Genomic DNA, 22527 nt, shown 5'->3' with positions numbered 1-22527 from the left:
TTGTGTAAATATCGAATATTTAAGACAGAATAATGGCGATTAATAGCAGCAGATTGTACAAAAATAGAGCATAAAAAAATCCAGCTGTTTTAAATAACAACTGGATTTCAACTATTTATATACTCGACTTACTATGCGTGTGTCACAGATAGGTTATCTAGAGCTTCATTAATGAGTGTATCACCGTTGATAATCTCAAAAGTTTGATTACTTGCTAGATTATCAGTAAGACAGGTCGTTAAAGTCATTGCCACATCGTTGCGACTAATCTCTCCTTGTTTCCCTAAGCTTTTTTCTAAAGTAATATGATTAGTAAGTGAATCATTAGTTAATGAACCAGGTCTTACAATAGTATAGTTAAGACCGCTACTTTTCAAATATTCATCTGCATTATGTTTTGCTTGCAAATATTCTTTCAACTCAGTTGCTTCCTCTGGGTTCTCTGCTCCTAGAGAACTGAGCATAACAAACTTTTTAATACCGTTATTTTTTGCTGCATCGACTAGTTTTTTTGCTCCTTCTTGATCTACCTCAACAACTTTCTTTCCTCCAGAACCTGCTGCAAATAATACTTTATCAATTGAATTATCAAAAGCTGGAGAAACGTCCTTTTCAAGATCTGCCAGCACCGTGTCGATACCTTGTGATTTGAAATAATCAACTTGTTCCTCTTTCCTTACCATTGCTATAGGATTGTATTGAGATGATTGATTTAAAAGGTTTACTATTTTCTTTCCTGTGGTACCATGTGCACCTGCTATTAATATATTTTCCATGCTTCAATTTACCACTGTTTAAGTCCTTCACAAAGATTATTGGGCCGTTTAACTCTAGTTTAGTAGTAATTAACAAGGCTTTATAAGATCTTATCCTACGCGGTCTACAATAGTTACTGCTTATCTTTGCAAAGCTTAAAAATAGAGATTGATGAATACCGTTAAAATAGCACCACAGTTAGAAATATCTAGAATTGTCTTAGGAATATGGAGATTATTAGATTGGGACATGTCAGACCAGCAACTGTTGACCTATATAAAGCAATCTATGGAAGCAGGCGTGACCACTTTTGACCATGCAGATATTTATGGAGATTATGAATGTGAGGCTGGTTTTGGTAAAGCACTGCAATTAGAACCATCACTGCGTTCCCAAATGCAGTTAATTACTAAATGTGGTATCAAATTAAAGAGTGCAAAGTATCCTAATCGTAATTTAAAATACTATGATTATAGTAAGGAGTATATCATACAACAAGCAGAACAATCACTAAAAAATCTAAACACGGATTATGTAGATGTTCTATTATTACATAGACCTTCACCTTTTTTTAATCCTAATGAAGTTGCCGCCGCATTTGATGCGTTAAAAACTAGTGGTAAGGTAAATCACTTAGGCGTTTCAAATTTTACACCAGTACAATTTGAATCTCTACAATCTTATATCAATGAACCACTAGTCACCAACCAGATTGAGATATCACCTGGGCAACTGGAACATTTTGATAATGGTAACTTAGATTATTTAATAAAAAAGCGAGTTTCACCTATGGCATGGTCACCGCTAGGTGGTGGATCGTTATTAAATCCACAAGATGAAAAATCTGCGCAAATTCATAGCGCAATTTCGAGAGTAGCTACACAAATTGAAGAAACAGATTTATCTAAAATCATTTATGCTTGGACTTTAATGCATCCTGCTCACATCATTCCTATTATAGGAACAGGTAAAATTGAGCGTTTAAAAACGGCCATTGACTCTGTTAATACCCATTTAAGTCTTGAGCAATGGTTTGACATTTATACCGCATCATTAGGTACTGAAGTCGCTTAAAGTTAGTTCTACCACATCTAGTAAGATATTTAAGTGAATCAGTAAAGTTATTTTTGCTTGATTAATAATTCTCATTACGCTTCCGCGAAAGCGTAATGAGACATTAATCAAATCTATAAATTTAAACTCAGCCCTACAATAATTTGTTGTGGTCTGGTATCTAAGGTTCCCAATTGACCTAGATTGGTAAATTCGGCTTCATTTTCTGATAGACCTCTTTCATAACGGACATCAATTCCTAGATTACCGATGTTAACACCAACACCTACTTGTAATCCTATACTAAACTCTTCTTTTACGTCTTGCAAATCGACATCTTCTAATTCTGTATCTAAAATGTATTGAAATGATGGACCAGCAAACACATGTAATGGGCCTAAAACTTGAAAGCCAACTAATACTGGAGCATCTAGTTTTTTAACTTCAAGAGCACTGTTATCATAGTCACTATTAAGAACGGTATAAGATAACTCTGGTCTTAAATATATAGGTCCGAGATCTATTTTACCGAAAACTCCAAAGTGGTACCCAAAATTCTCATCGGGATTATCGATGATCGTCTGACCGTTTTGAGATAAATCTCCATTTGAACCATAGTTCAATCCTGCCTTAATCCCAAAACCTCCATCCTCTTGCGCCTGTACCACAGCTGCTGTTAAAAACATAATTGCAATAAAAATCTTTTTCATAATTCTTCTTTTTTAATTTATACTCAATCATTAAAACGCATAATAAAGATACTTTATTCTCTCGATTGTTACAGTTGAAATAATAGTTAACTAAAGTGTACTTTTTTGTAAGAACTTAACACAATTTAAAGCTTACAATATTAAGTTTGTTATTACAATAATTCCCTCTATTAATATTGTAAGTGTATGAAAGATGCTGAAATGCCCATTGCAAGACGTTTAGTTACTACTTTAATTAAAAAAGGAACTGAAATGACAGAATCTGTTAGTGAGATAGTAAAGCAAGAAGGTCTTACTATACAGCAATTTAATGTCATGCGTATTTTAAGAGGTCGTAAAGGTAAAGCTGCAAACCTTCAAGAAGTAAGTAGTAAAATGATACATTCTAACAGTAATACTACTAGAGTTATCGATAAGTTGATTAGTAAAGATTATGTAAAGCGCAAGCAATGCCCATCTGACCGCAGGCAGATTGAAATAACTATAACTGATAAAGGTTTACAAGTTTTAAAAAACCTTGATGCAGATATTGATGCTAGAGAATTAGCATTAATAGATAACCTAGATGAAAATCAAGTAAAACAAGTTCTAGAGTATTTATCAAAACTCTAGAACTATTTTACATTTTCATTATTCTCCTGTGTTATAGAAAAACTGTTCTCTCCATATTTTACCATCTTTAACCTCATAGACGGCTAACTCATTCATTTGAGTGCGTTGTCCACTAGGTTTATGTGTGGTATCCATCCAGAAACGTACGGTAAAATGATTATCTGCAATTAATGGTTCAGAAACTTCATTTGCGTGAACTTCAAAGTTCTCTTTCCACCACTCACCTTTTTTAGCCAGCCCTTCAAAACCTTGAACTTCTTTCATAGGTTCTACCATTTCTATACTAGTAATTTCTGGACTGTATAATTCTTGATAAGCTTTAGATTCTTCATTGTTGCGGCAATAAGCCACTAATTGATTTGCAACTTGCTCTGTAGTCATGATTTAATAGTTTGGTTAATGGTTTAAAGTTAAAAAATAATCATATTAATTTCCATATCCTATATCATGAAATCATTAAAAGATTCTTGCCCATCTAGACCGCATGAACGACCTTTGTAGTATGAAAATGACAGGTGAAAAGAAATTTACTTTAGGGCTTAAATTACCTACAGATCCACGATGGGCAGATATTTCGACCATTAGCTTACAAGATATTCTGACAGACCATGCTTTTTGTGAACAAAAGGCTACCAGTAACATTATCTCATTGATCCAGCAATATTCAGAGCGTGAAGGCATTGTAGAACATCTATCTCCTGTAGTCACTGAAGAATGGGGACATTTTAGAATGGTAATAGCCATGCTTAAAAAACGCGGCTTAGAACTAGGACTTCAGCGTCAAGATGAGTATGTTAAGAAACTGGTTAAAGGAAAGAAAAAAGGCCAAAGCCGTGATGGTTATTTTCTAGATCAACTTTTGATTTGTGCGATGATAGAAGCACGCAGCTGTGAACGTTTTAAAACATTGTGGCAAAATCTAGAAGATCAAGAATTACAAGATTTCTATTATAAGTTTATGGTGGCCGAAGCTTCTCATTACAAACTCTTTCTAAAGCTTGCAAAAATGCATTTCCCAGAAAATGATGTTATGGAACGATGGAACTACTGGCTCGATTATGAAGCAAGCTTTATAGGCGATCTAGAGGTACGTGGTGATAGACTTCATTAATAAATGAAATATCAAGAAGTATAGAATTGTACAAGCAAGGTTTTATAAATCCTACGACCATATTAATACCACAACATATTAAAAATTGAGTACAACAGCCCTTTTTACAGATAGAAATTATCGTGTCGCTTTACGATGGAGTATTGCCGTTATCTATTTAATTATTATCGCTGGGGCTGTTGTGCGCATGACCGGATCTGGAATGGGTTGTCCGGACTGGCCTAAATGTTTTGGTTACTATATTCCACCTACTGAAGAAAGTCAGTTAGAATTCTCTCCAGATACTCCATATAAAAAAGGTATGGTAATTATCCATGAAGAGGAATTGAGAGTTGCCATAACAGATTTTATGGCGCAAAGCACCTACAATTCTGCTGACTGGAAACCGTATACTAAACACAACTATGCTATTTTTAACGTCTATCATACCTGGACAGAATATGTCAATAGACTAATAGGTGCACTAGGCGGATTAGTAGTACTTATTATGTGTATATTTTCATTAAAGTACTGGAAAGACCGCAAAAAGATTACCATATTAAGTATCGTCGCATTGCTAGCTATGTTAATTCAAGCGGTGATAGGTAAAATTGTAGTTGACACTTTATTATCACCTGTGTTAATTACCATTCACATGATTGTTGCATTATTAATAGTAGGTCTATTAATCTATTTATTACATGAGGTACAACCTACTGATCATAGGTATCAATCCAGTAAATCGTTTTATAAAGTATCCATACTGCTTATTATCTTAACACTGGTGCAAGTTGCACTAGGTACACAAGTAAGACAGTATTTAGATCACATGATAGATGAAATGGGCTATCCATTTCAATCAATATGGTTAGAAGAAAATGCTCCTGCGGTATTTTTAATTCACCGCTCTTTTTCTATTTTATTACTAGTGTTACATACTTGGTTTGTTTATAAAGCTATTAAAACAATAGGACATCCACGACCTTATTATGGATGGTTAATTGCCTTGTTTCTTATCACTATTTTTACTGGAGTATTGATGAATTATGTGGACTTCCCTTTTGGTTCTCAAGCGGCTCATTTAGTACTAGCCTCTATCATTTTAGGGCTGCAATTTTACCTAATGATGCGCTTGAAAAATGCGATAAAATCATAAAGCCTTTGCGACTAGTATTAAAATGAATCAATTAGGATTTGTTTATTACGCTTCCGCGAAAGCGTATAAAAAACATCTATATTTACCATACATCATTTTCCACATACAGTAGGATAAACGTATCTTTGCCCACCTTAAAAAGTAAAAAATGATTTATAGATTTAGAGCTATTCTAGATGCTACACAAGATGTTTTCCGTGATATAGAAATTGAAGGTAGCGCTACCTTAGAAGACTTTCACAATGTACTGACACAAAGTTTTCAATTGCCTGGAGATGAAATGGCTAGTTTCTATGCCAGTGATGAAGAATGGAACCAGAATGAAGAGTTCAGCCTCTTTGACATGAGTGAAGGCAGTAGTGCCTCACGCACGATGGCGACAACTACCATAGAAGAAGTAGTTAGTAAATCACAGCCACAACTGGTTTACATTTATGATTTTTTAAGTATGTGGACCTTCTTAATTGAACTGGCCGAAGTTGCTGGACCACAAGACGGCACCGCTTATCCACAAGTCATCTTCTCTATAGGTGAATTACCAGATAGTGCACCAGACAAAGAGTTTGAAGCTGATCCACGATTTGCAGACGAAACAGATGGCGATGAAGAATACCGTGGTGATATTGATGATGGCGATGACGATTTTTATGATGAACAAACTTTTGACGATTACGACCTATACTAAAACATTATGATCAACCTTTTCAACACACGTATTGAACAACTGGCACTGCATCGTGTAGGTAATAAGAATAAAGGCGAGATGTTACTTACGTCTGCTGTAACTACACCATTGGATGATGAGTTACATGCACTTTTAAAAGAGTATTTCTTGAAACCTTTCAGGTCTAAAGAAGAAACCTACTATAGCTTTACACACGAGCAAGATCTAGAGTTTCACGAGTTGTACGCACTAGCAAAATCTATTTTTAATACTCCAGCATCTTTACTTGATAATTCTAAAAAGATTGCAAAGCATTTATATGAACAAAGTGTACATCCACATATAAGAAGTGGTGAATTATACGTATGTTATTTAGATAATGTCATGCTAGATAATAATAAAGTAGATGCGATAGGAATCTTTAAAAGTGAATTAAAGCAAGACTTCCTACAGTTTGAAGAAGGCGAGGATGATTTAAGAATCCTATTACAACAAGGTGTAAATCTTAATAAACTAGATAAAGGAGCGATTATCTTTAATACTGAAGAAGAAACAGGATATAAAATTTTATCTGTCGATTCTAACCGATATGATGCAAAATACTGGTTAGAGAGTTTCTTAGGAGTAGATGTTTTTGAAGATGAGAACTTTTTTACTAAGAAGTATTTAAAATTCTGTCAGGATTTTGCAAAAGAAGTTGTTTTACCTGCTGAGGATAAGAAGGAAGAAGTCATGTTTATGAATCGTTCAATGAACTATTTTGCAAAAAATGATGATTTTGAAGAAAGTGCTTTTTTAAATGAAACACTAGACAATCCAGAGTTGATACCTGAGTTTAGAAACTATAAGGTTGAAAAAGGTCCTAAATACAGTATTGAAGACGTTTCTAATTTCCCTATTTCAAATACTGCTGTAAGTGCCGCTCGTAAAGGAATTAAAAGTGTAATCAATCTAGATACACACGTGCAGATTAAAATGGACTTTACCAATCCTGAAAGTGCAGAAAAATACCTTGAAAAAGGTTGGGATGAAGAAAAGCAAATGTATTATTACCTTGTGTACTTCAACCGCGAAGAGAAAAAATAATTGTTATGAAAAAGAATTTTGCATATGTATTACTAGTGGTGGTAATTGTGCTAATAGGTGTTCATATTTCTCGTATGAACTGGGATGATCTAAGCTGGGAAGCAAATCAAAGTCCCTATACTGGACTTATCATAGCTATTCTAATTGGAGTACTAGTTGCTGCTCGATTGATAAAAGGTCAGCCTAAAATCTGAAATTCTGAATCAATAAATTTAAATAAACCGCATCCCGATGTTCAATAGACATTAGGAAGCGGTTTTTTTATGGTAAGATTTTAATTAATTCCTATCCGTTTATTTGAAATGCTCACTACCCCATAGATCGAGGCTTTTTAAAATAGACTCTAACGACAAACCTTTTTTAGTTAACTCGTATTCTACTTTAGGAGGAACAACTGGATATATTTTTCGACTTATTAATCCATCTTTCTCTAGTTCTCTTACAGATTGGGTAAACATCTTATTAGAAATTTCTGGAATATGTTTTTGTAAAACACCAGACCTCAAAGGTCCTTCTATTAAATGAAATAAGATTAAGGGTTTCCATTTAGTACCTATTAATGTCATGGTATAATGTAACGGACATGTAATTTCTTTCTTCAAAATTAAATTGTAAAATGTTGAAAATAAGCAATTAACTCTTTTAGTAATGTATATTACTTTATAGTAAGTTATTGCCTGTAAGGCAAATATAAATTAATTTTGAATGAAATTATTGATTTATGAAAACAGATAAAAAATACCCTAGAGCATTCTCACATATCGGGATTACCGTACCTGATATTAAAAAAGCAGTTCAATTCTATTCTGATGTTATGGGATGGTACGTTATTATGGAACCTTCTCTCGTAAAAAAAGAAAAAGAAACCGCGATAGGTCAAATGTGCATTGATGTCTTTGGTAATGACTGGGAAGAATTTGAAATTGCACATCTTGCCACTTCTGATGGAATTGGTATAGAATTATTTTCTTTCTCGCATGGTGTAAAAGAAGCTCCAGCATTTCAACCATTTAATACGGGATTATTTCACTTTTCTGTTCAAGATCCAGAAATTGAAAATCTCATTGAGCAAATAGTTGCTTATGGCGGCAAACAAAGAATGCCTATTAGATCTTATTACCCAGATCATAAGCCTTTTAAAATGTGCTATGTTGAGGATCCATTTGGGATTGTATTTGAAATATACACTCATAGTTATGAGTTGACTTACTCTTCTGGCGCGTACTCAAGTAATTAAATACAAGATATACTTTAAAGCTCATTATTTTCTAATCGCTTTATATTTGTTGCATTACTAAAATTCATTAATGAAGAGACATAAAGCGATTAGATTTTTTATGATTATGATAGTAATGCTGTTACAGCTTCTATTTCTAGCATGGATAATAAAAGATAAATTTGAAATCAGCAATTTTACTGCCTTAATGATATTAGGGTGTATTGCGTTACTTCTTTTAATGGGTTATAAATACCTAGATCTACATCACGACGATTTTAAATATGAAGAGATAGTCGTGGTCATATGGGTCCCTATAGGTGCCTTACTTTGTTTTCTTATAAATGTACATTTAAATCTAGGTCCTGTGATTGCAGCTGGTGCTATAGGTACTGCTGCGTCATATTTACCATTAATTAATAAAAAATCAAATTATTTAAAGAAACTTCCTGTCCCTATTTATTGTGGCACCTTTATAGGAATGTCTAGTGAATTAATTTTATCATCCCTTAGCTTTGTTGTTGTTGCAGGAATTCTGGCAGGTATATTTCTTATGCTATCTAAAAATATTTTCTTAGGTATAGGAGGTAAATTAGGCACGATCGCGTTTGCTAGTGTGGTATTTATAACGTTTTTAAATTGGATCACTACATGAACGATCTGATTCTTTGCCTGACTGGTGTGGCAGGTAGTGTACTTACGTATTTTGTAAGCTATCAATTAAAACAAGGTGCTGTCAGAGCATCTGCAATATTGTCTCTTATAGTTGCGGTTTTTTTTCACCTTTTCCCTACTTTAATTGATCCATTCCTTACAACACAAATACCTCTTATTTTTATAGGAGCTTCCTTTATAGGTATGGTTTCGCATAAAACTAATGTAAGTGTTTTTCAGCTGGTATTAGCTGGTTTATTATTCAGTTTCATTTACCTGCATAAAGGTGACGTCTTTAGTGGATATGGAGGTGCACTAGGCACCATCGCTGGCATTGCTTTACTTACTAGTTTAGGATTAGCGGCTATATATTCAAGATTTAATAAATCCAAATAATTAGAATTAACAATATGCCGTGTAAACGAGTGGTATAATAACCTCTTATATGATTAAATTGTAATAAACTTTTATCATTTATGCTATCTTTCATTAAACCTATTTTAACAATAAAACCTACATATTTATCATTTGTGAATACCTTATATATCAAGTGTTGTTGATGTTTACGCTTTCGCGAAAGCAAAATATTAAAACAATATTTGTAACAAAAAACACGTTATTACGACTAAATAATTGTAGCGTATCTCGCATTATTACTGGTCTGAATAAGTGTCAGGAATCATTGTTTTGGTATGATTATTGCTACTATTATTTTGTATGACAAAAGCTGTCATGCACCTTTTAACTTTTTAATCTTTATACATTAAATGAGACAACTCAAAATCACCAAGCAGGTTACTAACCGTGAGTCTAAATCGCTGGATAAGTACCTACAAGACATCTCTAAAATTGATCTAATCACTGCAGAGGAAGAAGTGGAACTTGCACAGCTTATTAAAAAAGGTGATCAGAGAGCTCTTGAGAAACTAACTACAGCAAACTTACGTTTTGTGGTTTCTGTGGCTAAGCAGTATCAAAATCAAGGGCTTAAACTTCCAGATCTTATTAATGAAGGTAATGCAGGTCTTGTAAAGGCTGCCAAAAGATTTGATGAAACTCGTGGATTTAAATTCATCTCATACGCAGTATGGTGGATCCGTCAGTCGATTCTTCAGGCACTAGCAGAGCAGTCACGTATCGTGCGTTTACCTTTAAACAAAATTGGATCTATTAACAAGATTAATAAGGCATTTTCACATCTTGAGCAATTGCACGAGCGTCCACCTTCACCAGAAGAACTAGCAAAAGAGCTAGACATGACGGTAAGTGACGTGAAGCAGTCTCTTAAAAACGCAGGTCGTCACGTATCGATGGATGCACCTCTTAAAGAAGGAGAAACTTCTAACCTTTACGACGTTGTACGTAGTGGTGAGTCGCCTAATCCGGATAGAGAGTTGATGCATGAGTCTCTTACACTTGAGATTACTCGCGCACTAGAGACACTATCGCAAAAAGAGGCAGATGTTATTTCGCTATACTTCGGTATAGGAAATCAACAGCCTATGAGCTTAGAAGAAATCGGTGAGACTTTTGATTTAACTCGTGAGCGCGTGCGCCAGATTAAAGAAAAAGGAATCAAAAGATTGCGTCAAAACTCAAGAAGTAAAATCCTTAAGTCATATTTAGGGTAGTCAGTCCCTACACAATTTACTAAAAGCGCCTCTTGGGCGCTTTTTTTATGGGGTATTTTTTTAATGTAAATACAATTTATCTATCCCTGCACATCTTTTAAAGCAAGTGTGAGAAACAGAATTATGTTGTAGATTTATGTTGTTAAAAAAAATGCTTTAAAATACTCCTTGCTCTACTTGTAAATACCATAATTATTTTTGATTTTTTCCTTCCTATCAAAGTCCATATTTTAGATTTACTGGCTCTGCCCCATCGCACGATGTTTTGAATCTAGAAACTTCTATTCCATCGATGATTACTGATGTCGATCACTCACCTTATACAATCCATTCTCCTAGAGCAACTAATATTGTCCTTGCATTAATTGTTTAGATAAAACTTTTACTAAAAAATGATTTACATTATAACCCACATAGGCCATTCATTTAAATTATATGAAGAAGAAAGTGGTGAACAACTTCTAAGTGCTCGTTGGGACACATTATTAGGTAGTTGCATAGGTGTTGTTAAAGACTTAGAAGGTTCAATTTTATACACTATTAAAACGCATTTTTCTATTTGGAAATGGAGATTTAAAGCGAGCATTAAAAAAAATATTGGGCTAACTTTATTCTTAGAGAGTAAAAATGGATGGCATAATTTATACGAACTTTATTATCATGGTGTTAAATACAGTCTTAAGATTCATAAAGGAAGAAAGAAATCCATTTTTAAAAATGACCTTCAAATAGCAGTAATTGATGAAGCTCTGGTTGAACATATTTACAGAGATAAAATTAAAATTGAAACCAATAGTCCCGAGGATATTGAGATTATATTTGCTATGATCTTTAGCTTAAAAATAGGTAATGATAAGAGAATTGGGTTAACTTTTGATTTTGGGCAAATTGGTAAAACACAACCAATAGACAATGAATGGATTCCTTAATGTTTAAAATCTATTAATCTATGCCGATAACCACAAATAAAATCGAAGAACGTTTATTCAAAGTATGGATGAATGAATCGTCGATAGCAGAATTTGAACAATGGGTTTATCAATCTGAAGAACTTAAGGAATATTTATCTGCAAATGCTTATTTTGATTTTTTAGACTTGAATTATAAAAGTGAAACAGCTTATCAAGATTTAAAGAATCTGATTTCTAAAGAAATATCGATAAGTCAGCTTGAAACTTGGTCATTATTACATCAATTAGACTGTGTAAAGCAACGTAAAGGCGATTATTATAAATTCATTGAAAATTTTTATAATCTAGATTATTATGGATACACGTTTATGAGCAAACTTGCTTATGATTACTCTTTTTACATGAACTATCCATTTGGGAAATATGGAACCTATGATTTTAACGAATTAACTACGTTCAAGCAAAATCAACTTATTAATGAATTTTATCCATCCATAATAGAAGCTGTTAACGAAGTCGAACAGTGGTTATTAAATGAAAATGTTATCCTTTTAGGTGGCAAGAATAACTTTAATGATTTAAAATTTATTGACCATAGAGCACCATCAGAAACCAAAAAAAATCATACTGAAAAAGCAGAAAAAAAGTGGTGGAGATTTTGGAAATGAAAAAGCTTGTATTAAAATATAGCTTTATGTTTTTAGGTGCTGTTTTGATGTTTGTTCTCAATTACAGCTGGCTACACAATGTCCTCATTCCAGATCCGTGTTATTAATTTTTCCATAATTCTATTGTCGTCTCGGAACTGTTTTATGATTTTGGTTCTAGCTCATACAATCATCCCTAATTTAACCTCATTAAATTTAATAGTCACCATATCTTTTGGGCTAATTATAGGTTATTATACTTTTAAATATTTAAACATCCGTTAATAGTTTAATGATTATAATCTAATCATCTTAAATAATTTATCAAGCTCTTACACTTCTCGATTTTGTATCTTTAAATATTCTATACAACTAAAGCCTATACATTATGAAACATCTTATTATCATAGCATTTACCCTATTCAGCATTACATGTCATGGTCAAAAGAAAAAGATGTGGGCAAAATCATTTCTTCATAAACCTGCACCACAATTGGTAGTAGAGGAATGGGTTTCCAGTCAACCTGAAATGAAGGGGAAATTTATTTTAGTTGATTTTTGGGCTACTTGGTGTGCACCATGTAAAAGAGCGATTCCAGATTTAAATGAATTTCAAACAGAATTTAAGGATGATTTGGTAGTTATTGGCATTAGTGATGAATCTAGAGAAAAAATATTAAGACAGCGCAACCCAAAAATAGAATATTACAGCGCTATAGATTCTCAACAACGCATGAAAACAGTATTAGAAGTAAAAGCGATACCACATGCGATATTAATCGATCCCGATGGCATAGTAGTATGGGAAGGCTACCCTTTATTAGCAGGAAATGAACTGACCTCTGAAGTTATATCCAAGCATATAACCAACTATAAAAAAAGAAAAGACTAAAGTTAAAACACCTGCAAAATTTAACCTTAATCAATGCTTTTCGTCGGCTTTTAATTACGCTTTCGCGAAAGCGAAATGAAATAGACTTTCCAAAATGGAATTAAAGCTTTATTATATCGTAATTTACATATTATTAACCTAAATTAATTAAACAACAATGGCTTCAATATTAGACTTATTACAATCAGATCTAGGACAAACACTTATTAATGGTGCTGCACAAAAAACTGGACAACCAGCAGATAAAACTGCAAACGTACTCTCACAGGCAATGCCTTTAATTTTAGGAGCGATGCAACGCAATGCTTCTACACCAGAAGGTGCAAGCGCATTAAATAATGCGTTAAGTGATCAACGTCATAGTGGTGGTGTTTTAGATATGTTAGGTGGCCTTTTTGGCGATGGAGCTGGTAGCCCAGATGACTTATTACAGGATGGTGCTGGGATTTTAGGACATGTTTTAGGTACTAAACAACCACAAGTTGAAAATGCACTTTCAAAATCTAGTGGAATGGACATGGATTCTGTAAGCCAAATTATAAAAATAGCTGCACCTATACTTATGGGTGTTTTAGGTAAGCAAAAACAAGCTTCTAATGTTGATCAAAACGGAATCGGTGATTTACTGGGATCAGTACTAGGACAATCTGGAACGCATGATCAATCTTTCATCGAGCAAATTCTAGATGCAGATGGTGATGGTAGTATCATCGATGATGTAGCGGGAATGGTACTAGGTGGAGATAAGAAAAAAGGTGGACTAGGTGGACTTCTAGGAGGTTTATTTGGAAAATAATTATTAACTCAATGAAACAGGTCATAGACTCATCCATATATAGTATAGACGAGTTATGGCGTGCAAGGTTGTTTTTGTGTAGGTACTTTTACCACATGAAAACAACCTTTTTATTTATAGCATTGCTCACAATTATTATCAGCTGCAACTCATACCAGCCTGCTGTGAACAATAATAATGCTACCGGATCAGTAACTGACACCTTGCGTATCGCAAATGATAGTCTAGAGTATGAGGTTATTATTATAGAACCAGGCTTTAACTCTTGGCTGGTCACACAACCACCACGTGGTTTTTATTCACAAAGTACTTTAGAACTGCGTAATGATTTTTATGTAAGAGAATACAATTTAAGAGTTAACAATTCTATCAACTATAGTCCAGACCTATACGTATGGCGTATCGACTATGATCGAAATGTAGATTATGGTTATGAAGTCAATTATCTACTGTATAATTATTTTCTTTTCTTTGAAAAACGATATGGACAGAAGTTGCGGTAGTGTATTTTTGCACTATGCAAACACTCAAAGATAACTGGGATATTACCCGTAACTGGCAACTCATTTTTCCAATTTTAGGTATCATAGGCTTATTAGCTTGTGGCTATTTTGTAGCTTCTCGTATCATGCCTTCCACTTTTGAAGACGTGATTTATGAATATTTGTTTATTTATGGTATCACTCTAGTATTGGCCTATGCCTTTTATAGGTTTTGTATGTGGGTTTTCCCAAAACTTATTAAAAAATGGAATATTAAAAACCGCTGGGAAATGATTGCAATCTTTATTGTGTTTGCAATTACAGGATCAGCATCGGCTCGATTATCTGCTCCATTGCTAGACCTTATAGGTATTGATCGAGAATCAATGTCTGGATGGTTTTTCTGGCCATTGAGGCTTATAATTATCTTCCCTATTTATCAAGTACTACTAGTAGTTATGGGATGGATTTTTGGTCAATTTAAATTCTTCTGGGCTTTTGAGAAAAAGATGTTAGCAAGATTTGGTGTTAAATTATAATTGAATGTCTCTAGAACTTAATAAACGTAATGCCATCGCTTTTTATAAAATGGCATATGAAGGAAATCCTAAAGAAGCTATAGCAAAGTATGTAGGTAATCAATACATACAGCACAATCCAGATGTTGCCGATGGCATAGATGGATTTATTGAATATTTTGAGAGAATGCAAATAGAATACCCAGATAAGTCTATTGAATTTGTAAGAGCTATTGCACAAGATGATTTAGTAGCACTACACACGCATCAAATATGGCCCGATGATGATCAATATGTGACTATGGACTTTTTTAGATTTGATAAGGAAGGTAAAATATGTGAGCATTGGGATGCTATACAACAGATTCCTAAAACCGCTGCTAATCCTAATACCATGTTTTAAGATATACAGACATCAAATAAACTTAAAAACTTATTATCAAATTCTTAAAGCTGTTTAGTTTGTGCGGTTTTATTAAACCATATAAATATTTCTCGACTTATTGAAACTAAAAAATCCTGACCAACATGTTGATCAGGATTTGTAAATTATAAATCACAATATCTTTGTGAAGTAGTGATCGCGACAGGATTCGAACCTGTGACCGTCTGCTTAGAAGGCAGATGCTCTATCCAGCTGAGCTACGCGACCTAATCTTGCTTAATTTCTAAGCGGTTGCAAATATATATATATTTACAACCTCTCTCTCTATTTTATTTAAAAAATTAAAGCTTTTTAAATACTTTTTAAAATTACAACTGCACAACCCTATATTTCAATGATTTTCATTTTATAACTACACACTTTAAAATGATAATATCAAACGTAATGTTTAACAAAATATTGATTTACTTAAACAAATATGATGTAACTTTACTCAAAATTTTAAAAAATGCCCTACAGAGTTTTTGAAGAGTACAACATTGAAGTGACAGAGGATATAAAAAATCAGTACAAAGAAGTCATACAAAATATAGGTGAAGACGTAGAACGCGAAGGATTAATTAAAACTCCAGAACGTGCCGCAAAAGCGATGCAATTCTTAACCTCAGGATACGATTCTGATCCTGCAGAAATTCTGAAAGGCGCCATGTTTGCTGAAGATTATAATGACATGGTTATCATTAAAGACATAGAGCTCTATTCTTTATGTGAACATCACATGTTACCTTTTTTTGGAAAGGCTCATATCGCTTACATACCTAATGGACATATCGTAGGACTTTCAAAAATCCCACGTATCGTAGATGTATTTGCTCGTAGACTACAAGTTCAAGAAAGGTTAACACACGATATACTGGAGTGTATTCATAATACCTTAAAACCTATGGGTGTTGCCGTTGTTATTGAAGCTTCTCACATGTGTATGATGATGCGTGGAGTGCAAAAACAAAATAGTGTCACTACCACCAGTGGTTTCAGAGGACAGTTTGAAAAAGTAGAAACACGTAACGAATTCCTAAAACTGATTACGGCAAAACTACACTAGATTCATTTTTGGAACGTTATTTGACTATCTTTAAGTAGTTAAATTATAATTACATGTTTGAATCAAAACGCTCTAAACTTATTTTCGGAATCATCTTTGACTTAGTCGGTATGGCTTCTTATATCATTCCTGGTATAGGTGAGTTTACCGATATAGGTTGGGCTCCAGTTGCAGGTTATTTAATGACAAAACTTTATCCAGGAAAAACTGGTGTAACCGCTGGAATTATTACCACTATTGAAGAATTAGTTCCAGGATTAGATGTAATCCCTACGTTTACAATCACGTGGATCTACACTTATGTCATTAAAAAAGAAGACCCTAAACAAGTGATCGATGTAGAATCATAATTATTTTACAAAATCTGCATATTGCGTCATTAATTTGCGCACTTTAGGATCGATTACATACTGGCAATAGCCTTGTAAACGATTATTATTATAATAGTCATCGTGTATGTCATCTGCATCATAAAATGGTGTTGCTGGCGCTACTTCTGTAACAATAGCATTTTCATAAACACGTTGATCAGTGAGTTCTTTAATATACCGCAAGGCAATTTCATGTTGTTGTTCATTTGTATAATAAATGGCACTACGATAATGCGTTCCCACATCATGTCCTTGTTTATTCAGCGTGGTAGGATCATGAGTCGCCATAAACACCATCAATAGTTCTTTATAACTAATAATTTTAGGATCATAGGTTATTTTAACAGCTTCGGCATGACCTGTACGTTGGGTTACGACTTCTCTATAAGCTGGGTTTTTAATATGTCCACCGCAGAAACCAGACTTTACTTCCTCTACTCCTTTAACTCTTTGAAATACGGCTTCTGTACACCAGAAACATCCACCTGCTAGAATTGCTATATCCATAATTGCTTTTTAAGCAAGTTAATTTACAGATTGTAAATCATATGTTAAATTAACATGGGTTTAATGAATCTATAGTTTTTAGCTTTTAGCTTTGAGGATTCATAAAAAGTCATGCTCAGAATTATTGTTTTCACATTGTTATTTTTTAGTTACGCTTTCGCGAAAGCGAATACGACTACAACATTACAAGACACAACCAATATCGCGAGAAAAGTTTACAGAGCTACTCGCATATCCACACCACCAAAAATTGATGGAAAACCATTTGAGCAGATATGGGATCGAGTTACTACTGGCGGTAATTTTATTATGGCACAACCTAATAATGGAAATGCCGAAAGGGAAACTCATAAAACTGAATTTAAAGTAGCTTATGACGATAGCGCAATTTATGTTGCTGGTTATATGTACGATAATGATCCAGAATCTGTTTTAAGACAGTTTTCTCAACGTGATCAGGTTTTTGAGCAAGCAGACCTTTTCGGTTTTTTTATAAATACTTATAATAACCAGATTAATCAAACCCGTTTTTATGCCACTAGTGCAAACGCTCTAGGTGATGCCATTGCTGAAGGTAACAGCCAGGATTTTAGTTATAACGTTGTTTTCTTATCTGAGGTGTCATTTGATGAACGAGGATGGTATGTAGAAATGAAAATACCTTATCGAACCTTGCGTTTTCCAGAGCAAAATGTACAGGACTGGAGTTTTCAAATATTGCGCATTATTAAATCGTTAAATGAAGAATATACCTATAATTATATTGATGTAACAACGGGTACAGATACACAATATGATGCTTTATTAACAGGTATAGAAAATATTGATCCACCATTACGATTAAATTTATATCCTTATGTATCTGTCATACATGACCGTTTTGACGGTATAGAATCCACAAGTTTTAATGCTGGAATGGATTTAAAATATGGGATTAATGATGCGTTTACACTTGACGCTACGTTAATTCCTGATTTTGGTCAGGTAGCCTTTGATCAAGTGGTACTTAACTTAGGTCCTTTTGAACAAACTTTTAATGAGAATAGAGCATTTTTTACTGAAGGTACAGACCTTTTTAGAAAAGGAGACTTATTCTTTTCAAGACGCATAGGTCAACGACCTAGTGGATCTAGAAATATTGAAGTACTAGAAAATGAGAATATTATAGACAACCCTAGAAGTGCAAAGTTATTAAATGCGATTAAAGTAACTGGTCGTACAGAAAAAGGATTAGGAATAGGTTTATTAAACGCGCTTACAGAAAAAACCAGTGCTACCATAGAAAACAGTATAGATGGATCTCGTCGAGAGGTCGAGACAGAACCACTGACTAATTATAACATGCTCGTGCTGGACCAGCAATATGGTAATAATTCTTCAATTGCTTTAGTAAATGCTAGTACCTTGCGCAATGGCTCTTTTACAGATGCTAATTCTAATGCAATTGTATTGAATCACAATAATAAAGCGGCTACAGATAATATAAGTGCTGAGGTTAAAATGACTAATCGCTTTACACCAGATGGCACTGAAACTGGTTTTGCGACTGAAGCTAACTGGAGAAAAACAAGTGGTAAGTGGCGTCCTAGATTAGGTCACTTTTTTAGAGATCGTAATTATAACCCTAACGACTTAGGTAGAAATTTTCAGACTAACTTCCACACCTTTGCTGCAGATCTTAATTATGTTCAATTAACACAGAAAGGTATTTTTAACCGGTATGAAATAAGCCTGCGCACCAGACATAGACGTGCCGCTTCACCAGGTTTCCATACTGGAACTGAAATAAATTTAAATCCATTTTTTATTACTAAAGAGCGTTTTGCCTTTGGAGCAGATTTAAATTACTTTACAGACCGTAAAGATCAGTTTGAATCGAGAATTGAAGATCAAGTAGTAAGATACGGACAGGGAATTTTTACTGGTGGATTTATATCTAGTGACTATCGTAAAAAATTTGCAATTGATATAAGAGCTGGTCGATTTAAAAGACTGGATGAGAAAGAACATAACTATGATTTTAGAATCGCACCGCGCTATCGTTTTTCTGATCAATTTTTACTTGTCTATAGTTTGAATTGGGATAAGAATAATGATAGGATGAGTTATGTAACACTCACTGATGACAACACGACTTCAATACTTAGTGAAAGAGATACACATAGTGTTGAGAATAGATTAACTGGGACTTATAATTTTAATAATAGACAAGCATTAAGTATCTCGTTTAGAAATTTCTGGTCGCGAGCCACTTTTAGTCGTGATTTTAAAGAACTACAGTTAGACGGTACTTTAGAAAATAGTGATTATGTTCTTGAAGAAGATTTTAATCCTGATGCTAATTTTAATGTATGGAATTTAGACTTATCCTACCGTTGGCGATTTGCACCAGGTAGTGAAGCATCCCTATTATATCGCAACTCTATTTCAAACTTTGATAATCAAGGAGCAATTCAATTTGAAGAAAGTCTAGACAATCTTTTTATGGAACCAGTACGACACAATCTATCACTGCGCATTACTTATTTTTTAGATGTGAATGCAGCTAGAAAGTGGTTTAAAGCTTAAAACTCGCTACATTTGTCTTACATGATACAAGCACAACATATTCATAAAAGTTTTGGCGATTTACAAGTTCTTAAGGACGTAGAACTTACTATTAATACTGGTGAAATAGTTAGTGTAGTAGGTAGTTCTGGAGCAGGTAAGACCACTTTACTACATATACTAGGGACTTTAGAACGTCCAGATGAGCATGCTAGTACATCATTAATTATAGATGGTACAGATGTAACTAAACTCAACTCAAAAATGTTGAGCCGTTTCCGTAATGAATCTTTAGGTTTTATATTTCAATTTCATCAATTGTTACCAGAATTCAGTGCCTTAGAAAATGTATGTCTACCGGCATTTATAAAAAATACACCTAAGGATGTAGCCACTAAAAGAGCCAAAGAATTACTAGATTACCTTAAGCTTTCTGATCGTTTTGAACATAAACCAGGAGCTTTAAGTGGTGGAGAACAACAAAGAGTTGCAGTTGCTAGAGCACTTATCAATAACCCTAAAGTAATCTATGCAGATGAACCTACAGGAAATCTAGATAGTAATACTGCAAATGATTTACATGAATTGATTTTTAAACTACGAGCAGAGTTTAATCAGACCTTTGTCATAGTAACACACAATGATGAGCTCGCTAATCTTGCAGATAGAAAATTAATCATGCAAGACGGTAGATTTTTATCAAATGACTAGAGCACAGCTCAAAGAATATCTAGACGCTAAGGTTGAGCAATATAATGTGCCTGACTTTATACCACATGATCCCATTCAAATCCCACATCTTTTTACAGAGAAAAAGGACATTGAAATAGCAGGGTTTTTAGTAGCGACCATATCTTGGGGAAATCGTAAGTCCATTATTAATAATTCTAATAAATTAATGGAGTTAATGGATCACGCTCCAGCAGATTTTATAATCAATCACGAGCCTGAAGATCTCGACCGTTTTGATGGATTTGTGCATCGCACCTTTAACAATGAAGATTGTAAGACATTTTTAAGGTCATTAAAAAATATTGAGCAACGATATGGTGGTTTAGAAAACGCTTTCGCGAAAGCGTATAAAGAAACAGGACATCTTCAAAAAGCAATCTCTAGTTTTAAGAAAATGTTCTTTGAAATTGAGCATTTACCTCGTACCCAAAAACACGTTAGTGATCCCTTAAAAAACAGCAGTGCAAAACGTATTAATATGTTTTTAAGGTGGATGGTGCGAAATGATAACGCTGGAGTAGATTTTGGAATATGGAAACAAATACCCATGAGCGCTCTTTCTTTACCACTAGACGTTCATACCGGCAATATCGCGCGTAAACTTAAAATGCTTAAAAGAAAACAAAATGACGGTAAAGCAGTTGCTGAACTAGATAATTACTTGCGTAAGTTAGACCCTAACGATCCTGTAAAGTATGATTTTGCGTTATTTGGTGTAGGAGTTTTTAATGATTTGTAGGAATATAGTATAAACCGTAAATGTTTCGTTTACCTTTGTGATAACTAACCGATAAATGAATGAACGCGATAGCTCACTTAAATGAAAATCAACGACTTAAAGTTTTGAAAGACTATGGTATTTCAAAAGATAGAGAGAAGGTCTTTGATGAACTTACAGAATTAGTCTGCAGGCTTACATCAATTCCTAGATCTCTAATAAGCATTGTTGATAAAGAAGAAGTGTGGTTTAAGTCCCAAAGAGGACTTGAATTAAATGCTAGTAAAAGAGAATTATCGTTTTGTAGTCACGCAATCAATTCTGATGAAGACATTTATTTAATAGAAGATGCGCGTAAATTAGAGCAGTTTAAGGATCATCCATTTGTTAATGCACCAGATCCATTAATTTTTTATGCAGGTGTAAAATTAGAAAGTGAAGAAGGCTTACCTTTAGGGACTTTATGTGTGCTAGATAATAAACCCCATAAGCTTACTGAAGAGGAAAGAGCATCTTTATTAATGGTGGCAGATCTTGCAAAAAGACAACTAGAACTTCATAAGAAAAATACAGATTTATTAAAGCAAACCGCTATTCTAGAAGAGAATAATGAGATGCTGAAAAGTTTTGCGCATACCGTATCGCATGATATGAAAATGCCTCTCGCAAATATGGTATTGACTACAGACATTGTAGCAAAAAAGTATGGTAATAACATTGATGAAGCAGGTAGAAATTACCTGAATTATATTAAGGATGCGGCCTTTGGGTTATCTGATTATGTTACTCAAATCCTAGCTCATTATGAAAGTGAATCTTTTCTAGTAGAAGAAAAAGAAACCTTTGACGCCTACACATTGTTAGAGCATATTCATGAAATTCTAGCGATACCAGACGATATAGATTATATATTACCTGAAGATAATATAGAATTGAAAATTAATAAAAGTGCGCTAGAACAAATATTAATTAATTTAATAGGTAACGCTCTAAAATATAATGATAAAAAGACCATAGAGGTTAAAACTGATATCATTGAAAAGGATGACTATTACATCATTAAAGTGGCAGATAACGGTATAGGTATCGCCGAAGATAAAAAGGATGAGATTTTTAAAATGTTTCAAACTCTAAACCAACCAGATCGTAATGGTAAACGAGGAAATGGTATAGGTTTGAGTACAGTACAAAAACTGGTGAATAAATTGAATGGAATGATTACTGTAAATTCTGAACTTGGATTAGGTACAGAATTCATCATTACTGTATCAAAATAAAATAGGTGAAT

Annotated in this window: 29 protein-coding genes and 1 tRNA gene; 24 read left to right on the top strand and 6 right to left on the bottom strand. The window is 33.8% G+C overall.

Translation table 11 applies throughout. The features are described from left to right. Window positions 1-131: 131 nt before the first annotated feature. A complete protein-coding gene (locus BST92_RS12305; RefSeq protein ID WP_105071728.1) occupies window positions 132-776 on the bottom strand; it encodes an SDR family oxidoreductase in 645 nt (214 codons plus the stop codon). A gap of 151 nt (window positions 777-927) precedes the next feature. On the opposite strand from BST92_RS12305, the gene BST92_RS12300 reads away from it, so the two are divergent. After that, window positions 928-1830, top strand: coding sequence for an aldo/keto reductase (locus tag BST92_RS12300; protein WP_105071727.1), 903 nt, complete (start codon window positions 928-930; stop codon window positions 1828-1830). Window positions 1831-1943: 113 nt separating this feature from the next. Here BST92_RS12300 and BST92_RS12295 read toward each other — a convergent pair whose 3' ends face one another. Then, entirely contained in the window at window positions 1944-2519 is a 576-nt protein-coding gene (locus BST92_RS12295) for a porin family protein (protein ID WP_105071726.1), read from the bottom strand. 186 nt (window positions 2520-2705) lie between these two features. Here BST92_RS12295 and BST92_RS12290 point away from each other — a divergent pair, with 186 nt between their 5' ends. Next, on the top strand, window positions 2706-3131 hold the full coding sequence (locus BST92_RS12290) for a MarR family winged helix-turn-helix transcriptional regulator (RefSeq protein WP_105071725.1): 426 nt from the start codon (window positions 2706-2708) through the stop codon (window positions 3129-3131). An 18-nt stretch (window positions 3132-3149) separates the two neighbouring features. On the opposite strand, the gene BST92_RS12285 is transcribed toward BST92_RS12290, so the two are convergent. Further along, window positions 3150-3512: a nuclear transport factor 2 family protein gene (locus BST92_RS12285; RefSeq protein WP_105071724.1), complete on the bottom strand. Its 363-nt coding sequence runs from the start codon at window positions 3510-3512 to the stop codon at window positions 3150-3152. Between the two features lie 103 nt (window positions 3513-3615). Here BST92_RS12285 and BST92_RS12280 point away from each other — a divergent pair, with 103 nt between their 5' ends. The 5 genes from BST92_RS12280 (at window position 3616) to BST92_RS12260 (ending at window position 7321) form a co-directional block, all read left to right on the top strand. Beyond that, window positions 3616-4242, top strand: a complete 627-nt coding sequence (locus tag BST92_RS12280; protein ID WP_245910927.1) for a tRNA-(ms[2]io[6]A)-hydroxylase — start codon at window positions 3616-3618, stop codon at window positions 4240-4242. A gap of 85 nt (window positions 4243-4327) precedes the next feature. Beyond that, complete coding sequence (locus tag BST92_RS12275) at window positions 4328-5377, top strand: COX15/CtaA family protein (RefSeq protein ID WP_105071722.1); 1050 nt, start codon at window positions 4328-4330, stop codon at window positions 5375-5377. A gap of 148 nt (window positions 5378-5525) precedes the next feature. Further along, window positions 5526-6062 carry an IS1096 element passenger TnpR family protein gene (locus tag BST92_RS12270; RefSeq protein WP_105071721.1) on the top strand — a complete coding sequence of 179 codons (537 nt, stop codon included), beginning with the start codon at window positions 5526-5528 and terminating at the stop codon, window positions 6060-6062. A 6-nt stretch (window positions 6063-6068) separates the two neighbouring features. Continuing rightward, window positions 6069-7127 (top strand): nucleoid-associated protein, encoded by a 1059-nt coding sequence (locus tag BST92_RS12265; RefSeq protein ID WP_105071720.1) that lies wholly within the window; start codon window positions 6069-6071, stop codon window positions 7125-7127. A 5-nt stretch (window positions 7128-7132) separates the two neighbouring features. Further along, on the top strand, window positions 7133-7321 hold the full coding sequence (locus BST92_RS12260; RefSeq protein ID WP_105071719.1) for a hypothetical protein: 189 nt from the start codon (window positions 7133-7135) through the stop codon (window positions 7319-7321). A 99-nt stretch (window positions 7322-7420) separates the two neighbouring features. Here the strand turns inward: BST92_RS12260 and BST92_RS12255 are convergent, their stop codons facing one another. Then, a complete protein-coding gene (locus BST92_RS12255; protein ID WP_105071718.1) occupies window positions 7421-7729 on the bottom strand; it encodes a winged helix-turn-helix transcriptional regulator in 309 nt (102 codons plus the stop codon). A 119-nt stretch (window positions 7730-7848) separates the two neighbouring features. Here BST92_RS12255 and BST92_RS12250 point away from each other — a divergent pair, with 119 nt between their 5' ends. From BST92_RS12250 to BST92_RS12200, 11 genes are all read left to right on the top strand, one after another. Further along, on the top strand, window positions 7849-8364 hold the full coding sequence (locus BST92_RS12250) for a VOC family protein (protein ID WP_105071717.1): 516 nt from the start codon (window positions 7849-7851) through the stop codon (window positions 8362-8364). A gap of 70 nt (window positions 8365-8434) precedes the next feature. After that, the gene (locus tag BST92_RS12245; RefSeq protein WP_105071716.1) at window positions 8435-8998 is read left to right on the top strand and encodes a hypothetical protein; all 564 of its coding nucleotides are present in this window, start codon (window positions 8435-8437) and stop codon (window positions 8996-8998) included. Beyond that, a complete protein-coding gene (locus BST92_RS12240) occupies window positions 8995-9393 on the top strand; it encodes a hypothetical protein (RefSeq protein ID WP_211292495.1) in 399 nt (132 codons plus the stop codon). Before BST92_RS12245 ends, BST92_RS12240 begins: the two co-directional genes overlap by 4 nt. Before the next feature lie 371 nt (window positions 9394-9764). Continuing rightward, on the top strand, window positions 9765-10628 hold the full coding sequence (locus BST92_RS12235; protein WP_006795068.1) for a sigma-70 family RNA polymerase sigma factor: 864 nt from the start codon (window positions 9765-9767) through the stop codon (window positions 10626-10628). A gap of 392 nt (window positions 10629-11020) precedes the next feature. Then, window positions 11021-11557 (top strand): tubby C-terminal domain-like protein, encoded by a 537-nt coding sequence (locus BST92_RS12230; RefSeq protein WP_105071714.1) that lies wholly within the window; start codon window positions 11021-11023, stop codon window positions 11555-11557. Window positions 11558-11577: 20 nt separating this feature from the next. Continuing rightward, on the top strand, window positions 11578-12207 hold the full coding sequence (locus BST92_RS12225; RefSeq protein WP_105071713.1) for a hypothetical protein: 630 nt from the start codon (window positions 11578-11580) through the stop codon (window positions 12205-12207). Between the two features lie 367 nt (window positions 12208-12574). After that, the gene (locus BST92_RS12220; RefSeq protein ID WP_105071712.1) at window positions 12575-13078 is read left to right on the top strand and encodes a TlpA family protein disulfide reductase; all 504 of its coding nucleotides are present in this window, start codon (window positions 12575-12577) and stop codon (window positions 13076-13078) included. Between the two features lie 157 nt (window positions 13079-13235). Then, a complete protein-coding gene (locus BST92_RS12215; RefSeq protein WP_105071711.1) occupies window positions 13236-13874 on the top strand; it encodes a DUF937 domain-containing protein in 639 nt (212 codons plus the stop codon). Between the two features lie 95 nt (window positions 13875-13969). Further along, a complete protein-coding gene (locus BST92_RS12210) occupies window positions 13970-14377 on the top strand; it encodes a DUF6146 family protein (protein ID WP_105071710.1) in 408 nt (135 codons plus the stop codon). A gap of 14 nt (window positions 14378-14391) precedes the next feature. Beyond that, the gene (locus tag BST92_RS12205; protein WP_170061751.1) at window positions 14392-14895 is read left to right on the top strand and encodes a DUF6787 family protein; all 504 of its coding nucleotides are present in this window, start codon (window positions 14392-14394) and stop codon (window positions 14893-14895) included. A 4-nt stretch (window positions 14896-14899) separates the two neighbouring features. Next, window positions 14900-15277: a nuclear transport factor 2 family protein gene (locus BST92_RS12200; RefSeq protein WP_105071708.1), complete on the top strand. Its 378-nt coding sequence runs from the start codon at window positions 14900-14902 to the stop codon at window positions 15275-15277. A 175-nt stretch (window positions 15278-15452) separates the two neighbouring features. Here the strand turns inward: BST92_RS12200 and BST92_RS12195 are convergent. Next, window positions 15453-15526: transfer RNA gene (locus BST92_RS12195), tRNA-Arg, on the bottom strand. Between the two features lie 241 nt (window positions 15527-15767). Between BST92_RS12195 and folE the strand changes: the two genes are divergently transcribed. Together folE and BST92_RS12185 are read left to right on the top strand one after the other, a co-directional pair. Further along, entirely contained in the window at window positions 15768-16364 is a 597-nt protein-coding gene (gene folE, locus BST92_RS12190) for a GTP cyclohydrolase I FolE (protein WP_105071707.1), read from the top strand. Between the two features lie 53 nt (window positions 16365-16417). After that, window positions 16418-16714 (top strand): hypothetical protein, encoded by a 297-nt coding sequence (locus tag BST92_RS12185; protein ID WP_036579092.1) that lies wholly within the window; start codon window positions 16418-16420, stop codon window positions 16712-16714. On the opposite strand, the gene msrA is transcribed toward BST92_RS12185, so the two are convergent. Then, window positions 16715-17242 (bottom strand): peptide-methionine (S)-S-oxide reductase MsrA, encoded by a 528-nt coding sequence (gene msrA / locus BST92_RS12180; protein WP_105071706.1) that lies wholly within the window; start codon window positions 17240-17242, stop codon window positions 16715-16717. 111 nt (window positions 17243-17353) lie between these two features. On the opposite strand from msrA, the gene BST92_RS12175 reads away from it, so the two are divergent. From BST92_RS12175 to BST92_RS12160, 4 genes are read left to right on the top strand one after another with little or no spacing between them, the layout of a single operon-like run. Further along, window positions 17354-19810, top strand: coding sequence for a DUF5916 domain-containing protein (locus BST92_RS12175; protein WP_105071705.1), 2457 nt, complete (start codon window positions 17354-17356; stop codon window positions 19808-19810). Between the two features lie 21 nt (window positions 19811-19831). Next, complete coding sequence (locus tag BST92_RS12170; protein WP_105071704.1) at window positions 19832-20500, top strand: ABC transporter ATP-binding protein; 669 nt, start codon at window positions 19832-19834, stop codon at window positions 20498-20500. Beyond that, window positions 20493-21260, top strand: coding sequence for a TIGR02757 family protein (locus tag BST92_RS12165; RefSeq protein ID WP_105071703.1), 768 nt, complete (start codon window positions 20493-20495; stop codon window positions 21258-21260). Before BST92_RS12170 ends, BST92_RS12165 begins: the two co-directional genes overlap by 8 nt. A gap of 59 nt (window positions 21261-21319) precedes the next feature. After that, on the top strand, window positions 21320-22516 hold the full coding sequence (locus tag BST92_RS12160; protein ID WP_105071702.1) for a sensor histidine kinase: 1197 nt from the start codon (window positions 21320-21322) through the stop codon (window positions 22514-22516). Window positions 22517-22527: the final 11 nt, after the last annotated feature.

The organism is Nonlabens arenilitoris (assembly GCF_002954765.1).
Classification (GTDB): Bacteria; Bacteroidota; Bacteroidia; order Flavobacteriales; family Flavobacteriaceae; genus Nonlabens; species Nonlabens arenilitoris.
The sequence above is the reverse complement of the archived record's forward strand: the minus strand, read 5'-3'. Positions and strand labels throughout refer to the sequence as shown.

Excerpts from the sequence above, each read along its gene's own strand:
- BST92_RS12305 (WP_105071728.1), bottom strand. The coding sequence starts at position 776 with ATGGAAAATATATTAATAGCAGGTGCACATGGTACCACAGGAAAGAAA.
- BST92_RS12300 (WP_105071727.1), top strand. The coding sequence starts at position 928 with ATGAATACCGTTAAAATAGCACCACAGTTAGAAATATCTAGAATTGTC.
- BST92_RS12295 (WP_105071726.1), bottom strand. The coding sequence starts at position 2,519 with ATGAAAAAGATTTTTATTGCAATTATGTTTTTAACAGCAGCTGTGGTA.
- BST92_RS12290 (WP_105071725.1), top strand. The coding sequence starts at position 2,706 with ATGAAAGATGCTGAAATGCCCATTGCAAGACGTTTAGTTACTACTTTA.
- BST92_RS12285 (WP_105071724.1), bottom strand. The coding sequence starts at position 3,512 with ATGACTACAGAGCAAGTTGCAAATCAATTAGTGGCTTATTGCCGCAAC.
- BST92_RS12280 (WP_245910927.1), top strand. The coding sequence starts at position 3,616 with ATGAACGACCTTTGTAGTATGAAAATGACAGGTGAAAAGAAATTTACT.
- BST92_RS12270 (WP_105071721.1), top strand. The coding sequence starts at position 5,526 with ATGATTTATAGATTTAGAGCTATTCTAGATGCTACACAAGATGTTTTC.
- BST92_RS12265 (WP_105071720.1), top strand. The coding sequence starts at position 6,069 with ATGATCAACCTTTTCAACACACGTATTGAACAACTGGCACTGCATCGT.
- BST92_RS12260 (WP_105071719.1), top strand. The coding sequence starts at position 7,133 with ATGAAAAAGAATTTTGCATATGTATTACTAGTGGTGGTAATTGTGCTA.
- BST92_RS12250 (WP_105071717.1), top strand. The coding sequence starts at position 7,849 with ATGAAAACAGATAAAAAATACCCTAGAGCATTCTCACATATCGGGATT.
- BST92_RS12245 (WP_105071716.1), top strand. The coding sequence starts at position 8,435 with ATGAAGAGACATAAAGCGATTAGATTTTTTATGATTATGATAGTAATG.
- BST92_RS12240 (WP_211292495.1), top strand. The coding sequence starts at position 8,995 with ATGAACGATCTGATTCTTTGCCTGACTGGTGTGGCAGGTAGTGTACTT.
- BST92_RS12235 (WP_006795068.1), top strand. The coding sequence starts at position 9,765 with ATGAGACAACTCAAAATCACCAAGCAGGTTACTAACCGTGAGTCTAAA.
- BST92_RS12230 (WP_105071714.1), top strand. The coding sequence starts at position 11,021 with ATGATTTACATTATAACCCACATAGGCCATTCATTTAAATTATATGAA.
- BST92_RS12225 (WP_105071713.1), top strand. The coding sequence starts at position 11,578 with ATGCCGATAACCACAAATAAAATCGAAGAACGTTTATTCAAAGTATGG.
- BST92_RS12220 (WP_105071712.1), top strand. The coding sequence starts at position 12,575 with ATGAAACATCTTATTATCATAGCATTTACCCTATTCAGCATTACATGT.
- BST92_RS12215 (WP_105071711.1), top strand. The coding sequence starts at position 13,236 with ATGGCTTCAATATTAGACTTATTACAATCAGATCTAGGACAAACACTT.
- BST92_RS12210 (WP_105071710.1), top strand. The coding sequence starts at position 13,970 with ATGAAAACAACCTTTTTATTTATAGCATTGCTCACAATTATTATCAGC.
- BST92_RS12205 (WP_170061751.1), top strand. The coding sequence starts at position 14,392 with ATGCAAACACTCAAAGATAACTGGGATATTACCCGTAACTGGCAACTC.
- BST92_RS12200 (WP_105071708.1), top strand. The coding sequence starts at position 14,900 with ATGTCTCTAGAACTTAATAAACGTAATGCCATCGCTTTTTATAAAATG.
- folE (WP_105071707.1), top strand. The coding sequence starts at position 15,768 with ATGCCCTACAGAGTTTTTGAAGAGTACAACATTGAAGTGACAGAGGAT.
- BST92_RS12185 (WP_036579092.1), top strand. The coding sequence starts at position 16,418 with ATGTTTGAATCAAAACGCTCTAAACTTATTTTCGGAATCATCTTTGAC.
- msrA (WP_105071706.1), bottom strand. The coding sequence starts at position 17,242 with ATGGATATAGCAATTCTAGCAGGTGGATGTTTCTGGTGTACAGAAGCC.
- BST92_RS12175 (WP_105071705.1), top strand. The coding sequence starts at position 17,354 with ATGCTCAGAATTATTGTTTTCACATTGTTATTTTTTAGTTACGCTTTC.
- BST92_RS12170 (WP_105071704.1), top strand. The coding sequence starts at position 19,832 with ATGATACAAGCACAACATATTCATAAAAGTTTTGGCGATTTACAAGTT.
- BST92_RS12165 (WP_105071703.1), top strand. The coding sequence starts at position 20,493 with ATGACTAGAGCACAGCTCAAAGAATATCTAGACGCTAAGGTTGAGCAA.
- BST92_RS12160 (WP_105071702.1), top strand. The coding sequence starts at position 21,320 with ATGAACGCGATAGCTCACTTAAATGAAAATCAACGACTTAAAGTTTTG.